Here is a 16,166-nt window from a genome sequence, read left to right as displayed (position 1 = left end):
GTCGGGAGGGTCAGGAGGGAAGAGAAAGGAAAATCCAGGTGAAAGGCACCGTTAAAGCTGCACGAAATGTCCGTTGCTGACTTCGCGGTAATGGCGCACCGGCGGCTGATAAGTAGCAGCGCGCAGAGGGCTGGCAATTTCTTCCGGTACCACGGTGCGTGTGTGGTGAACATCCGGGTCGGGCACCGGTACGGCGGCCAGTAGTTTGCGGGTATAAAGATGCTGCGGATTTTCGAAAATATCCGCCCGCGAACCGATTTCAACGATTTCACCCAGATACATTACCGCCACGCGATGGCTGATCCGCTCGACCACCGCCATGTCATGCGAGATAAACAGATACGCCAGCCCGAGCGCCTGTTGCAGATCGAGCATCAGGTTAATGACCTGCGCTTTAACTGACACATCCAGCGCGGACACCGCTTCATCGGCGATAATCATTTTCGGCTCGAGCGCCAGCGCGCGTGCAATGCAGATACGCTGGCGCTGTCCGCCCGAAAACTGATGAGGAAAACGCATCGCCATATTGCTTTGTAATCCGACCTGCTCCAGCAGTTGCGCCACGCGGTGTTTAGCGCTGGCGGCATCGTGCAAACCGAGGCTTATCATCGGTTCGGCAATCGCCTGGCCAATGCGCATTCTCGGGTTAAGGCTTTCGTACGGATCCTGAAAAATCATCTGCGCCTGGGTACGGATTTCAGCCAGCCGCGCGTTGTCTGCCCGGCGGATATCCTGTCCGCAGATCAGCACATCACCGGAAGTCGCTTCGGTGAGACGTAAAATTGTGCGTCCGGTGGTGGATTTGCCGCAGCCGGATTCACCGACCAGTGAGAGAGTTTCGCCCGGTTGCAGACTGAATGAGATATCTTCCACCGCATGTATGCGGGCAGATACGCGGCGCAACAGACCGGATTTCACATCAAAACGTGTCACGAGGTTTTTAACCTCCAGCACTGGCTGACCGCGGCGCAGCGTATCGACAGACACCGCCACCGGCAGCGGTTCGCCGGTCTGCATGTCAGTCAGCGGGAAGCGTTTCGGCAACGCTATGCCATGCATCGCCCCCAGCCGTGGCACCGCCGACAGCAGCGCACGCGTGTAAGGATGTTTGGAGTGATGGAAGATTTCCCGCGTGGTTGCCTGTTCTGCGGCTTCGCCACGGTGCATCACCAGCGTGCGATCCGCCACTTCCGCCACCACGCCCATATCGTGGGTGATGAACAGCACGGACATGCCCTCTTCCTCCTGCAAGGATTTGATCAGCGCCAGAATTTGCGCCTGAATGGTCACATCCAGTGCGGTCGTGGGTTCATCCGCAATCAGCAAACGCGGATTGCAGGCCAGCGCGATGGCGATGACCACGCGCTGACGCATGCCACCGGAAAAACTCAGCGGATATTCATTCATCCGCGAGGCGGCTGCCGGGATGCGCACTTTCTCAAGCAAACGGACAGCTTCGGCACGCGCGGCAGCATCGTCCATACCGCGATGTCGCTTCAGCACTTCGGTAATTTGCACACCGATTTTCAGTACCGGATTCAGGCTGGTCATCGGCTCCTGAAAAATCATACCAATGTGGTTGCCGCGGATGCTTTGCATCTGCGCACGGTTAAGGCTGAGCAATTCCCGACCATCAAACTGAATACTGCCGGAATAACGGGTCTGTTTTTCGTCCAGTAAGCGCATAACTGACATCGCCGTCACGCTTTTACCAGAACCGGATTCTCCCACCAGCGCCAGTGTTTCTTTCGGGCCAATGGAGAACGAAAGGTCACGCACCACATTCAGCCATTCGCCACCCACGGAAAATGCGGTATTAAGATTATCGACCTGTAAAACCGGGGTCTGCATCATCAATCCTTATTCCGTGGGTTGAGGATGTCGCGTAAGGCGTCACCGATTAAGTTGATGGCGACAATCAGCACCAGCAACGTGATGCCGGGGAAAAAACTTATCCAGTAATCGCCGGACATCAGGTAATCAAAACCGTTGGCAATCAGCAGACCGAGCGAAGGCTCGGTAACGGGCAAACCAATGCCAAGAAACGACAATGTGGCCTCAAGCATGATGGCGTAAGCAATCCGCATGGTTGCCACGACAATCAGCGGCGGCAGGCAGTTAGGTAAAATATGGCGAAACAGAATGCGCGGACGGGAAAGCGCCATACTGCGCGCGGCATCCACGTAACTGCGGCGACGTTCCAGCAGTGCCGAACCGCGAAGGGTACGTGCGTAATAGGCCCATTGCGTGACCACCAGCGCAAGAATAATTTTATCGACGCCCTGCCCAAGCACTGCCAGCAAAATCAACGCAATCAGGATCGGCGGAAAGCTCAGCTGGATATCAACAATACGCATGATCAGCGCATCCGTTTTGCCGCCAGCGTAAGCGCTGATAAGTCCCAATGTTGCGCCAATGGTCAGCGCAATTACCGCACTGGAGACCCCCACCAGCAGGCTGGTTCGCGTGCCGTACAAAATGGCGCTCAGCAAATCGCGCCCCTGATCGTCGGTACCGAGCCAGTAGATCATGCCATTCAGGCTGGATGAACCCGGGCTCAGGCGGCCATCCATGATATCAAGCTGCGACAGATCATACGGATTTTGTGGCGAGAACCAGGGTGCCAGCACCGCCAGCAGAATGGCGATACCTAAAATGATCAGGCCACATAAGGAGAATTTATTGCGCAGCAACGCACGCACGGTGTTGTAAAATGCCGGGGACGTTTTGCCCTGAACGGCTGAGCGAGAATGTACGGAATCAGACACCATCAGTTGCCGCCCCCCAGCCGCACACGCGGATCCACCAGCACATACAGCACATCCACCAGCAGGTTGATCAGGCTGAACATCACCACGGTGATCATCAGATACGCCAGGATCACAGGCCTGTCGAGCACGGCAATAGAATCAATAATCAGTTTACCCATGCCCGGCCAGGCATAAATGGTTTCGGTGACCACGGCAAAAGCAATCAGCGACCCCAGCTCCAGTCCGATGACGGTAATCAGCGGGATCAGCGTATTTTTCAACACATGAACCAACACAATGCGGCTTTCCGATAAGCCTTTGGCGCGGGCAAAACGGATGAAGTCCTGTTGCAGGCACTCAAGCACCCCCGCGCGGGTCAGACGAATAACCAGCGAAATTTTAAACAGTGCCAGATTGAAGGCGGGCAGAATCAGATGTGCCAGACCGTCGGCGGTAAAGAGGCTGACAGGAACGCCGAAAACATCCACCGTCGCACCGCGCCCGGAGGCGGGAAGTACGCCAAGTTTGACGCTGAACAACATGATCATCATCAGACCAATCCAGAACGTCGGCAGGCTGAAACCTAAAATCGAGACAGCCATGACTGATTTCGATAACCCTCCGTCAGGATGCAAACCGGCGTAGACGCCGAGCGGAATGCCAATCACCAGCGCCAGAACAAAGGCCACCAGCGCCAGTTCGAGTGTTGCGGGCATACGCTGAAAAATCAGGTGCAGCGCCGGCTGGTTGTAAATGAATGAGTTACCCATGTCGCCATGCAGGGCATTGACCACAAACAGGCCATATTGCTCCCACACCGGTTTATCGAGGCCAAAAGACTGGATCACACTGAGGCGTTCAGCGGGCGTGGCCGTGGTACTGATCAACAAATCGACCGGGTTACCCACCAGATACACACCCCAGAAAACCAGCAATGACATCACGAACAGCGTCAGCAACGTTTGTCCGAAACGCCCGAGCAGGTAACGGTTCATGCGCACATTTCGCCGGATGAATCGCCGTAACGGGAAAATACTCGGCGTATCAGGCTAAAGAAACCGGACTCATCGACCGTCTGCATGACCACCGCATTCGCAGGCGTCGCCAGTTTGTTCCAGAAATCCGCGTAAGTATAGCCGGCAGTATGACCGGAAACCGCCACACCCACGCGGGCGGGCTGGCCTTCAAACAAGCCGGGTTGCAATAACCACGCGACAGTGGTGGCGTCATGCACCGGCCCGCCTTCGCGACCAAAACGACTGAGATCACTACGGTCAAACGCATTCAGTAACGCAGCAACGGATTCTCCCGGCAGGCCGCCATCCTGTTTTAATGCCCCGATATCCTCTGCACCGATCAGCGCCTGAAAGGTCATATCGAGTGGCATGATGATCAGCGGTACGCCGCTGTTAAATACTTTTTCAGCCGCATGCGGATCGGCATAGACGTTAAATTCGGCCCATGGCACGCGATGGCCGAGGGCGGTAAAGGCACAACTCATGGTGACGATCTGTTTGATGCCGCGTGCGACATCCGGATGCATGCCGAGCGCCAGCGCGATATTAGTCATCGGGCCAATCACGCACAACGAAATCGGGTCATTATCTTCGGCAGCCTGTCTTAAGGTACGCACCAGAAAATCCACGGCGTGTTCAGCCCGCGGTTGCAGGCCGGTGTCCGGCACCAGTTCATCGTTAAACGCGCCGATATGCGCGTACTTGCCGTAAACCTGTTCGCGTACCAGCGGACCGGGCGCACCGGCGAAAACGGGCGTAGCGGTTTTGCCGGACAAGGCGACAATTTTGCAGGCGTTACGCACGGTGTCTTTCAGCGCCACATTACCCGCGACAACGGTCACGCCGAGCACGTCCAGCTCCGGCGAGGCCAATGCCAGCCACAACGCGATGGCGTCATCCACGCCAGGATCGGTATCTATAATGATGCGCTGGCTCATAATTTTATTTCCCGGCATAACGTGAAAGCAGTTCGTAAAACAGCGCGAAGATTTTGGTCGCGTCCACGCGCGTGACGATATCGACATTGGGGGTCAGCCCCGACTTGCCGTACCAGTCGGCGACGGTTTGCCCCATACGCAACTCGCTCTCGTGTTCGACAAACACCCGTGCTTTTTCGGTACCGAACAGTTCCGGCGCCAGAACGTAAGCAATCACCAGCGGGTCATGCAGCGGCCCGCCCCGTGACCCGTAACGGCGCACGTCGTTGCGATCCCAGAACGCCATCAGTTCGCCCAACGGAGCGGAGAGACGTCCGGAGACTTTGATAAACTTCGCCACATGTTCCGGTGTGAGAATCACCTGGTGCGTGGCGTCGAGCGGTAAAACGGTGATGCTGAGCCCGGCGGAAAACACAATATGCGCAGCATGGGGATCGGCGAACATATTGAATTCGGAGGTCATGGTACGGTTACCGGCTTCGCGATAGGCCCCACCCATCAGCACCACGCGGCTAATACCGGCAGTGATCTCAGGTTTCATACGCAGCGCTGTTGCCAGGTTGGTCAGCGGCCCGAGCACGCACAGTGTCAGTGGCTGATTATTTTCAATGGCCTGTTCGCAACGGTTGATCAGAAAGTTAACAGCATGAAGGGATTCGGCCTGTTTTTGCGGCGCGGGAAAGGCGGTGTTACCCAGACCATTTTCACCGTGAAACTGGCCATGGATCGGCGCACGCAGCAGCGGCTGATGACAACCGGCAAACACCGGGATATCCACCCGGTAACCCAGTTCGGTAATTTGCAGCGCATTGCGGGTAGTATTCACCAGTGGCTGATTGCCACACACGGTGCAAATGCCGAGGATATCCAGCTGGGGTGCGACGAATGCACTGAGCAGCGCGATAGCATCGTCAATACCCGGATCGCAGTCAATGATCACCGGTAAGGTTTTCACAGTGCCCCCACAGAGCGCAAAACATCCGCGATTTCCTGACGCGCAGCCTCGTTTAACGGCACCTGTGGCGGCAACGGATCGCCTACCTCAAATCCCTGTAATTGCAGCGCCGCTTTGATACACCCCGCGAGGGAATATTTGGCGAAGATTTCATTGATGCGCCACAGCGGACGCTGCAATGCCATCGCTTTTGTCCAGTCGCCCTGCTTCGCAGCTTCATACAGTGCCAGACTTTGTTTCGGTACAATACAGGCCGGGCCTGCCATCCAGCCCACGCCGCCAATCAGCATCACGCAGGCCGGGATATGTGCCGAGGCGGCAAAAACCTGCATCCGCCCCTGTGTGCGTTCAATAATCGACAGCAAACGGCCAGTGTTGGCCGAGGCATCTTTAATATAGTTGATATTTTCCACATGACTCAGCCGCTCAATCAACGGCAGGCTGAGATCAGAACGCTGGAACTGCGGATTGGTGTACAGCACGACCGGCAGCTTTCCGGCTGCGGTCGCGATGGCACGAAAGTAATTTTCGACGCCCTGTTCGGGCACCGGGAAATACGCCTCAAGGATCGCCAGAATACCGTCCACACCCAGAGCGACGTAGCGAGCGGTTTGCGCTACGGCGTCCTGAATGGTGGTAGCGGCGACACCGGCAATGACCGGAACGCGCCCCCGGGCGGCTTCCACAACGGTTTTCACTATCTCAGTGCGCTGTTCTGCGTTGAGATAGGCAAACTCACCTGTACTGCCAAGTGGCGTCAGACCCTGCACGCCACTGGTAATCAGATGTTCAACCAGCGCAGTCAGCACCGGTTTATCTATCTGGCCGCCGTCAGTGACCGGCGAAACCAGATAGGGATACACACCGCTAAAAGAAGTCATAGCTTCTCTCTCTTTTCTTAGAACAACCCTGGTGTTGGTGCTCTATTCCCGCCTTGGTCTGGTATGTACTTTGCGCTTATTTAGTGTTTCTCATGCACAAAGTACGGCAACGTATAGCCGTCGGAGCGGCCGACGTAGGTATAAGGTGTTTTCATCGCCCAGGTGTAGGAGAGGAACAGCAGCGGAATGACGCCTTCGTCCTTCATCGCAATCTCTGTGGCATGTTGCAGTAACTTTTCACGCTGGCCGTCGTCGAGGGTTTCCCGCGCCTGCACCAGTGTTTTATCAAACTCAGGGTTCGAGTAACGTCCGCGGTTACCCTGTCCGCCGTTCGGCCCGAAGGTTTCGAGCAACGGTCCCAGCACACCGGAGGCTTCACCGGTTTCAATCGCTGCACCGCCCATGATCAGGCTGAAATCGCGTTTGGATGCGCGGGAGAAATATACGCTGCCCGGCATAGTGACAACGTCAGTTTTAATACCGATACGGCTGAACATCTGGCCGAGCGCCTGCGCGATTTTAGAATCGTTCGGATAACGGTCGTTCGACGCATGGAAGGTCAGGGTGAAGCCATCCGGATAACCGGCCTGCGTCAGCAATTGCTTCGCTTTCGCCGGGTCATAGACCGGTGCGGCAATCGCCGGGGTGTAACCTAAGTAGCCTTTGGGCACCAGCTGCGATGCGGGTACGCCCTGCCCGTCCATGATACGGTCAACTATCGCCTGACGGTTTATCGCCAGCGACATCGCCTCGCGCACTTCCCGCTTTTTCAGCGGATTGCTGCCGTCCGGCCCTTTAGCAAACGGCGACACATCACGATCCTGATCCGGGTGTAAATACAAAATACGGTTACCGGCCACGGATTCCAGCTGCAGGCTGGCTTGTTTGCCCAGATTTCGTCCGTCTGCCGTCGGTACACTTTCGATCATGTCAACATCACCGGAACGCAACGCAGCCACGCGGGCGCTCGGGTTTTTGAATACACGTAACGTCACTTTATCCCACTGAGCTTTTCCGCCCCAGTACTGGTCATTGCGCACCAGCACCACGTTATCGTCCGGCGTCCAGCTGACAAATTTGAACGGACCGGTACCGGTGACGTCTTTCCCTTCGTTGAGAGTTTGTGACCCGACCGTTTCCAGACGCGCCGGTAAGATGGCGACACGGCTTAAGTTGTTCAGTAATAACGGTGTCGGCGCTTTAGTGGTAATTCTCACCGTTAAAGGATTGATCTCGGTGACCTCAGCGATATCGTTAACGTACGGCGTATAGGCGCTCGGGCTGTTCTTTGACGCCAGCGCCACGCGTTTCACGCTGGCAATCACATCTTTAGCCGTGAACTCACTGCCATCGTGGAATTTCACGCCGGGACGCAGGGCAAATTCCCAGGTGGTGTCATTAATCACTTTCCATGACACCGCAAGCGCAGGGGTAATCTGTTGTTTTTCGTCCTGATTCACCAAACCATCAAAAATATTACGCGCCATCGCGCTGTTGGCACCGCCGACGTAAAATTGTGGATCCATGGAAGTGGTAGAAGCAGCCAGACCGAGAGTAAGATCAGCCGCGTGTACGGTCTGTGAAACAAAAAGCGTGGCCAGTGCCGGGAAAAGCACTCCTGCCAAAACGGACGTTCTCATGCATTTAACCCTTAATTATTTTAGATTTTCAGGCAATGTGTGTCAGATCCTAAATCCGAGTCTAGGGGGTGGACTTCTGAATTGAAAATTGTATTTTGTGTTACATCCATAAACAAATGTTATGGATCTTGAGGATGTATTATGAAAATTAATCCCAGACAGGTTGAAGCTTTTCACAAGGTGATCCTTACCGGCGGCATTACCGCTGCCGCAAATATGATGAACATCACCCAGCCAGCGGTGAGCCGCCTGATCCGCGACTTCGAATATGCGGTTGATCTGAAGCTGTTTGACCGGGACGGACGCGGCTTGATCCCACGGGACGATGCCATCAAGTTGTATCGTGAAGTCGAGCGTTTGTACCTCGGGCTTGAACATATTTCACGTATTGCTGATGAAATCCGTCATTCAAAAGGCAGTGTTTTACGCATCGGTACGGTTGCGGCGCTTTCTGCGCTTTGCGCCGAACACATTCTGCCGCCACTGATTGAGAGTATTGACGACATCTCGCTGTTTCTGGATATCGAAAGTACTACGCACATCACTGATGTGGTGACCAGTAATCAGTACGACGTCGGGTTTATTTTTGGTAAGCCTGACGTGAAAGGACTGGAAGCAGAGATGCTGGCACGGGCGAATGCGGTCGCCGTGATGTCGCCGCGTCATCCGCTGGCCCAACAGGACGTGGTCACCGCGATGGACCTGACGCGTTACCGCCCTATTATTCCCGGGCGAAAAACGCCGCTGCGTGAACAGCTGGATCAGGTGATGAGCCGCCTCGATTTATATATGAATAACCCGATTGAAACGTCGCTGAACAATTGTTGTGTGATGGCGGGGAATAACCTGGGCATAGGTGTGGTCGATTTCATCACCGCACGCAGCCACAAAAGCGATATCGTTCTCAAACCGTTTACGCCCGATATCAGTATTGCCTATCTCGCCGTTTTCCCGCCGCAGATCCCAAAAAGTCGCCTGGTGGAACACATCACTCAGGAAATGAAGACCTTAATCGAGGGCTATTTGTAAAACGACCCGACAGGTTCGCTAAAATCATACCCGTCAGTCCAAAGTGGTATCCCCCCATAGCGATAAGCAATTCGCTGATAATGTGTGCGGCCAACTAGATGAATAATGCATATAAAATCACTTATCAATCAAAATAATGAATAAGTGTTTTTATTTTATTCTTTAAAATCAATTACAAAACCCATTCGCATAAATAATCATCCTTTCAATAAAATTTTACCTAATTTCAAACTCTTCGTTACACATTCACAACCTCGATGAGAAGTATTATTATTTGCGCGAAATTGTTCTATTTGGTTCATTTAATAACAAGTGGTCATTAAGTGTTACCTGTTTTCTATCAACAGTTATCTACAACTATGCAGTGAGATAAATCATGCCAACAACAAATAGCAAGTGGACCTGGCTCCTCTGGCTGCTGAGTGCGCTGATGCTCGTCATCGGTCTGATACTCGGTATCGGTGGCGCGTATCTGGCCACATTGGGAGGAAGTATTTACTTTCTGCTGATGGGTCTGGCGCTCATCGTTTCCGCCGTTTTGATTTTCAAAGGTAAGCCATCGGGCGCATGGCTTTACGCCCTGGCCTTTGTGCTTTCTGTTATCTGGGCTGTCCGGGACGCAGGTTTCACATTCTGGCCATTGTTCTCCCGTCTGTTCACGTTTGGCGTTCTGGCATTTCTGGTCGCGCTGATCTATCCGCTGCTTAAAGCACGCACGGGTCTGGTGACGCGTAAAGCGCCAGCCTTTTCAGTGGCGGCGGTTTTGGCTGTCGCGCTGATTGCCGCTTTCGCTAATACCTTTGTGCCAACACCTATCATCAGTACCGCCGACGATCAGGTGCCGGTGAAACCGGTAGAAAAAGGTGCAGAGCAAAAGAACTGGGAAAGCTGGGGTAACACGACTGCGGGTGACCGTTTCGCAGCCCTGGATCAGATTAACAAAACCAACGTGGATAAACTTCAGGTTGCATGGATTGCTCATACCGGTGATATCCCGCAGAGCAATGGCTCCGGCGCTGAAGACCAGAACACCCCGTTGCAAATCGGCGACAAACTGTTTGTCTGTACGGCCTACAGCAAAGTGATCGCCTTGTCTGTTGATGACGGTAAAAAGCTCTGGTCCTACGATTCCAACTCCACCGCGCCTAACTGGCAGCGTTGTCGTGGCCTGGGTTATTTTGAAAACAGCGCGGCGCCACAAGCCCCGGCAGCCCAACCCGCTGCGGTTCCGGCGGCTGAACCGGCAAGTCCGGTTGCGGCTTCTGAAGCGGCTACGCCTGCTACGAATGCGCCGCAAGCGCCAGCGGCGACCGGTGGCACTGTCAGCGGAACCTGCGAGCGTCGTCTGTTCCTGCCAACCATTGATGCGCGTCTGATTGCCATTAACGCCGATAACGGCAAACCCTGTGCTGATTTCGGTGACAACGGTGTGGTTGACCTGAAAGTCGGCATGGGTGAAGTCAAACCGGGCTACTACCAGCAAACTTCTACCCCGCTGGTCGCGGGCAATGTGGTGGTTGTCGGCGGTCGCGTCGCGGATAATTTCTCCACCGGCGAACCTCCGGGCGTGGTCCGTGCTTTCGACGTACATACCGGCGCACTGGTATGGGCCTGGGATCCGGGTAATCCGAACATTACCAAACTGCCACCGGCGGGTCAGACTTATACCCGTGGTACCCCGAATGTCTGGTCGGCGATGTCATACGATCCCAAACTGGGTCTGATTTACATGCCAACCGGCAACGCGACGCCAGACTTCTTCGGCGGCACGCGTACTGAGCAGGATGACAAATACAGTTCCTCCGTCGTCGCGGTAGACGTGGCCACCGGTAAAGTCCACTGGACCTTCCAGACCACTCATCATGATCTGTGGGACTTCGATCTGCCGTCGCAGCCGCTGCTGTATGACCTGCCGGACGGTAGAGGTGGCAGCACGCCGGTGCTGGTGCAGACCTCCAAACAAGGCATGATCTTCATGCTGAATCGCGAAACCGGTCAGCCGGTTGCGAAAGTGGAAAACCGTGAAGTGCCGCAGGGTAACGTCCCGGGCGAACGCTACGCCAAAACGCAGCCTTTCTCTGTTGGTATGCCAAATATTGGCAATCAGACACTGAAAGAATCTGATATGTGGGGCGCAACGCCGATGGATCAGCTGCTGTGCCGCATCGAGTTTAAAGGTATGCGTCACGAAGGCGTTTACACGCCTCCGGGCCTGGATCGATCACTGCAATTCCCGGGTTCACTGGGCGGCATGAACTGGGGCAGCGTCTCGGTTGACCCGAACAACGCCATCATGTTCGTGAATGATATGCGTCTGGGTCTGGCGAACTACATGGTTCCGCGTGCACAGGTTCCGACCGGCGCGAGCGGCATCGAGATGGGGATGGTGCCGATGGACGGTACGCCTTACGGCGCAGTCCGCGAGCGTTTCCTGTCACCGCTGGGCATTCCTTGCCAGAAACCCCCGTTCGGTACGATGTCTGCGGTGAACCTGAAAACCGGCAAAATCGTCTGGCAGGTGCCGGTCGGTACCGTAAAAGACACCGGCCCGCTGGGCATCAAAATGCGTATGCCAATGGAAGTCGGTATGCCAACACTGGGCGCGAGCCTGTCAACGCAATCCGGCCTGCTGTTCTTCGCCGGTACGCAGGATTTCTATCTGCGCGCGTTTGATACCGCAAACGGTAAAGAGATCTGGAAATCCCGTCTGCCGGTCGGCAGCCAGTCCGGCCCGATGACCTACGTTTCACCGAAAACCGGTAAACAGTACATCATCATCAGCGCCGGTGGCGCACGTCAGTCCGCAGAACGCGGCGACTACGTGATCGCCTACGCACTGCCTGACGAGAAGTAAGATTTCGCAGTCCATGACAAAGCCCGCTGGTGCAGACCGGCGGGCTTTTTTATTCAACGTAACCCACTGATATTCTTATTAATGACTCTGTCGCCACGATAGCAATGTTAAAACATACTAAACAAAAAATTTGGGTTAAGGAGAGTGACGGGTATGATGCAACCATTACCCTTATTAACCAAAAGGAATTGGCATGGAAATCATCGGAGACAACAGCGTTATCACCAGTGTTGCACCCAAAGGTAAGGTTGTTTACTGCCGTGGTGAAACCCCCAGATACTGGCTGGAATTGCAATTTGTCGATGAGAATAATCTCCCCGTTGCCGGGCTGAAGGTCACACTGGAATACCATCCGCTGGCATCCGCGCAAGACGTCGCGATGTGGAAAAAATATAGCAATTACCACTACGATCCCACGCCACCACCCAATCCCCCTGCCGGCGTCACCGACAGTCAGGGACTGGTCAGATTCGACGATCTGTACTGGATAACGGTCGACGTAAAAGCAGACGCGCAACAACTGGCCGACGAAATGGAGCAGCGCCCGCTGGGGCTTCGGCGTAATCCGAACAGCCAGCCGGTGAGCAAAAATGCCTTTCGTCGGGAAACGCGAGACAAAAGCTGGCGATCTGACGTACAGGAAAAAGCCGAGGCCGCAGGACATATCCATCATTACGTGACCATCGGTGAACTTTGCGATCAGTTGCCTCACATTGAAGGCTGGGAGGAGAAGGAGCCACCGGAGTTTCATTTTCAGCAAGGGCGTTCGCTGAAAGGCACAGAGATTGCGTGTCAGGCGCTGAAGCAGCGGCACGTCATTGAAATCTGCCCGTTCCGGGCGTGGGTGCTGGCACTGCATGACACCCCCGCATATGATCTTGCCAACAGCCTTAATCTCGGCATTATGGCTGACCTCGCCTATTCGGCTGAAGCGAAAAACAATACCATCGATTATTTCTTCCGGAATAAATGTCAGGATCTGTCTGCAATCCCGCAATTTGCCGAGTTCCCATCTTATTACCACACACTGGCCGTGGATGTACCCTTCCGGGAACGTTATCTTGCACCTGTGTATCTGAATACGGGTGAGGGGGTAAATCCCGAGGGTGACACCAGGCTATTTACAGTTGAGTGTGATACTCACATTATCGTTGCATGGTGCGGTACGGACAGTCTGCTTAACGCTTTGACAGATATCTCCTTTGCGCCCAAAAAATGCCTTCCCGAGCTTGGTGGCGTGGGTAATATTCACGGCGGTTTTCTGAAGGCTTACATGTTGGCAAAACAGAAGTTTAAAGACAAATTGGATATTGTGAGTGAATCCCTGACGAACGGAAAGAAAATGCTATTTGTCTGTGGTCACAGTCTGGGCGGTGCGCTGGCCTTAACCTATGCTGCCGAGATGAAGAACAGCCATCCGATGCTTTACACTTACGGTATGCCGCGCACCTTCACCCGTTCGGCGGTTCTAAGCCTGAATTCAGTGACGCATTACCGCCACATCAATGATAATGACTCAGTCACCCAAATTCCTCCCGATGCCGATGTAGACAATATCTTCTATGAGAAATGGGGACCACTGGGCGACAAACTCGGCTTTGACTGGTCGTTAACAACGGTAGCCGGGTTGGGAGTGGCTGTTCGCGACCTGGCTTTTCAGTCGGCAGGAATTTCCGATAAAAAAGATCCTTACTGGCATCACGGCAATACGGTGATATTTTTCCAGGCTCAGCAGTGCGTGATGCAATCCCGTCATCAGAATGTGCCGTGGATAGGCGGCGGAGGCAGCGATAATCCGGTACCCGGCGTGGTGAACACCTGTATTAAGCAGTCGGTTAAACTCTTTCTGGTGCCATCACTGAATGAAGAATGCCTTAATGCAACGGGCGAGCACCAGGCGAAGTTTATCGGGTGTCTGGATACTGTTAACCTGAGAAAAACCTTCCCCCGGAATACTAATCCCGAACTGGACGGGCTTTTCAGCAACCCTTCCAGCCATTCTATGGCACACCGTTACCTGCCTTATATCCATAATCAGGTGCTTGAGCTGGCAAATCCCGATCTTGAGATGAACCGGAAGGAGAAGCGGGCTGAGTTCAGGCAGGAGATTGAAGCAACGGCCAAAGGCAGTGCCAACCAGGATGAAATCCAGCGAAACCGGGAATTTATAGCGCTTCAGGATATGTTGCCGGTGGCGCTAACCCGCACCCGGTCAGAAGATGTGGGCAAAAATTCCCTGATCCGTTTTGCTGCAGTTACGGAGGAAGAAGTTGAATTTTCTAAATAAAAAAGCCCTGTTGCTGCCGACTGTGTTCTTGCTTTCCGCCTGTTATGGCAAAACAGACCAGACGCTGTCACCGCCGGAAAATGCACGGCGCGTAACCATAGCCGTCAGGGTTCCTGAGGGCATTACACTGTTGCCATTGCAAATGCTTTATCGTTCTGAACGGTGCAAGACTAAAAGCTATAACTCGAGTAATGAAGCCTATGAAATTCGCGGATATAACGGTTTCATGCAGGCATTTAGCCCGATTGCAAACAGCGATATCAGGCAGCAACGGATTGCCATTGATGGTGGCGGGAAATGCCAGTGGCAGCTTAATTCCATTAAAGTCAGTTTTAAGATCGCTGATGAAAATCCTCTCGTTAAAGGAAAAGAGGTTTTCGCTACTAATTATATCTTTGATTTTGATGATTATGGATTCAGTGATGGTTATGGAACAGGAAGAGCGAAAAAAGTCAGTGGCGATCTAGATATCAGAACAGATTTTTTCCCAGAAATATTTATTAGCCACAAATTCAAAAAAACGACACTGGAGTTATTTGGTGGGGATACCCGACATGAAAAATGGAGTCAACGTTACAGGGTTCATGATATTAAAACTATCGTTATAAACCCTGTCGTACATTTTAATCGAGTAGTTATACTTGAGGGACCAAATAAATCTCCAGGAAATATAATTGTGACTTATCCTGATAGTAGTAAGCAAAAAGCTTTGTATACAAAACCTGATTATGAAAAGCTGCTATCGATGAAATAGAAAGGGATTCTTTCGTTTCACATACTCAAGGAGGAAGAAGTTGAATTTTCTAAATAAGAATTATGCGGTTATATCCTTTATCGTGCTGCTTTATGGCTGTGATAACACTCCCGACCGCACTTTGTCTCCACCTCAGAACGCAAAGTGGGTCGACGTGGTCTTCACGCTTCCGGCAGATACCGTGCTTTTACCAATGGAAGTTCTTTACCGTTCAGATAAGTGTAAAACAGTGCGTTATAACTCGAGTAATGAGCCTCATGATATTCCCGGTTATAACGATTTCGAGAAGCCATTCGGTCAGCAAGGAAGCAGCAATATCTGGCGGACACATATCGCCATTGATGGCGGCGGGCCATGCTTGTGGCAGCTTAATTCCATTAAAGTCAGTTTTAAGATCGCTGATGGCAATCCCCTGGTAAAGGGAAAAGAGGTTTTCGCTACTAATTATATCTTCGATTTTGATGATTATGGATTTAGCGATGGTTATGGTACCGGTAAAGCGAAGGAATCCAGGGGTGATCTTCATATAAAAACGGATTTCTTTCCGAGGATTTTTATAAATCACATGTTCGAGAAAACCTCATTGAGATTCTTTGGTGGAGATACCGATTACGAAAAATGGAGCCGGCGTTACAAACTCCAGGATACTGAGAAAATACTTATCGAACCTATTATGCATATGAATAAAATTATAATTCTTGAGAGTCCAAATCCACCACCTGGAATGATTACGTTAACCTATCCCGATGGAAGCGTTGAAAAAACACAACCTATGGAACCCGATTACGAAAAACTGCTATCGATGAAATAGAAAGTAAATGTTTCATTTTACATATTCAGGGAGGAAGTAATTGAATTCTCTAAATAAAAAAGGCCTGTTGCTGCCGACAGTATTTTTGCTTTCCGCATGCTATGGCAAAACAGATCAGACGCTTTCACCGCCGGAAAATGCACGGCGCGTGACCATAGCCGTCCGGGTTCCTGAGGGCATTACACTGTTGCCATTGCAAATGCTTTATCGTTCAGAACGGTGCAAGACTAAAAGCTATAACTCGAGTAATG

Annotated in this window: 12 protein-coding genes and 1 pseudogene; 6 read left to right on the top strand and 7 right to left on the bottom strand. The window is 52.9% G+C overall.

Annotated elements, in window-relative coordinates; genetic code table 11:
- Window positions 1-51: 51 nt before the first annotated feature.
- The 7 genes from J1781_RS10730 to J1781_RS10700 form a co-directional block, all read right to left on the bottom strand.
- Window positions 52-1,851, bottom strand: coding sequence for an ABC transporter ATP-binding protein (locus J1781_RS10730; protein ID WP_217219118.1), 1,800 nt, complete (start codon window positions 1,849-1,851; stop codon window positions 52-54).
- Window positions 1,852-1,853: 2 nt separating this feature from the next.
- A complete protein-coding gene (locus J1781_RS10725; RefSeq protein ID WP_129953397.1) occupies window positions 1,854-2,771 on the bottom strand; it encodes an ABC transporter permease in 918 nt (305 codons plus the stop codon).
- Window positions 2,771-3,745 (bottom strand): ABC transporter permease, encoded by a 975-nt coding sequence (locus tag J1781_RS10720; RefSeq protein WP_129953396.1) that lies wholly within the window; start codon window positions 3,743-3,745, stop codon window positions 2,771-2,773. Before J1781_RS10720 ends, J1781_RS10725 begins: the two co-directional genes overlap by 1 nt.
- Complete coding sequence (locus J1781_RS10715) at window positions 3,742-4,704, bottom strand: nucleoside hydrolase (RefSeq protein ID WP_217138777.1); 963 nt, start codon at window positions 4,702-4,704, stop codon at window positions 3,742-3,744. Before J1781_RS10715 ends, J1781_RS10720 begins: the two co-directional genes overlap by 4 nt.
- A gap of 4 nt (window positions 4,705-4,708) precedes the next feature.
- Window positions 4,709-5,659: a nucleoside hydrolase gene (locus J1781_RS10710; protein ID WP_217233518.1), complete on the bottom strand. Its 951-nt coding sequence runs from the start codon at window positions 5,657-5,659 to the stop codon at window positions 4,709-4,711.
- The gene (locus J1781_RS10705; RefSeq protein ID WP_129953393.1) at window positions 5,656-6,540 is read right to left on the bottom strand and encodes a dihydrodipicolinate synthase family protein; all 885 of its coding nucleotides are present in this window, start codon (window positions 6,538-6,540) and stop codon (window positions 5,656-5,658) included. The genes J1781_RS10710 and J1781_RS10705 overlap by 4 nt, the downstream gene beginning before the upstream one ends.
- Window positions 6,541-6,620: 80 nt before the next feature.
- Complete coding sequence (locus J1781_RS10700; protein ID WP_129953392.1) at window positions 6,621-8,180, bottom strand: ABC transporter substrate-binding protein; 1,560 nt, start codon at window positions 8,178-8,180, stop codon at window positions 6,621-6,623.
- A 141-nt stretch (window positions 8,181-8,321) separates the two neighbouring features.
- Between J1781_RS10700 and J1781_RS10695 the strand changes: the two genes are divergently transcribed.
- The 6 genes and pseudogenes from J1781_RS10695 to J1781_RS10670 form a co-directional block, all read left to right on the top strand.
- Complete coding sequence (locus J1781_RS10695) at window positions 8,322-9,209, top strand: LysR family transcriptional regulator (RefSeq protein ID WP_129953391.1); 888 nt, start codon at window positions 8,322-8,324, stop codon at window positions 9,207-9,209.
- Between the two features lie 376 nt (window positions 9,210-9,585).
- The gene (locus tag J1781_RS10690; RefSeq protein ID WP_217233517.1) at window positions 9,586-12,063 is read left to right on the top strand and encodes a membrane-bound PQQ-dependent dehydrogenase, glucose/quinate/shikimate family; all 2,478 of its coding nucleotides are present in this window, start codon (window positions 9,586-9,588) and stop codon (window positions 12,061-12,063) included.
- Window positions 12,064-12,256: 193 nt separating this feature from the next.
- Window positions 12,257-14,350: a Tle2 family T6SS lipase effector gene (locus J1781_RS10685; RefSeq protein WP_217233516.1), complete on the top strand. Its 2,094-nt coding sequence runs from the start codon at window positions 12,257-12,259 to the stop codon at window positions 14,348-14,350.
- Window positions 14,334-15,104: a hypothetical protein gene (locus J1781_RS26155; RefSeq protein ID WP_238483507.1), complete on the top strand. Its 771-nt coding sequence runs from the start codon at window positions 14,334-14,336 to the stop codon at window positions 15,102-15,104. The genes J1781_RS10685 and J1781_RS26155 overlap by 17 nt, the downstream gene beginning before the upstream one ends.
- A gap of 40 nt (window positions 15,105-15,144) precedes the next feature.
- Window positions 15,145-15,915 (top strand): hypothetical protein, encoded by a 771-nt coding sequence (locus J1781_RS10675; RefSeq protein WP_238483506.1) that lies wholly within the window; start codon window positions 15,145-15,147, stop codon window positions 15,913-15,915.
- 40 nt (window positions 15,916-15,955) lie between these two features.
- Window positions 15,956-16,166 (top strand): annotated as a pseudogene (locus tag J1781_RS10670) (hypothetical protein); the annotation flags it as partial.

It is taken from the genome of Rahnella perminowiae, from assembly GCF_019049695.1.
In the GTDB taxonomy this organism is placed as follows: domain Bacteria; phylum Pseudomonadota; class Gammaproteobacteria; order Enterobacterales; family Enterobacteriaceae; genus Rahnella; species Rahnella perminowiae.
This window is presented reverse-complemented; position numbering and strand designations above follow the sequence as displayed.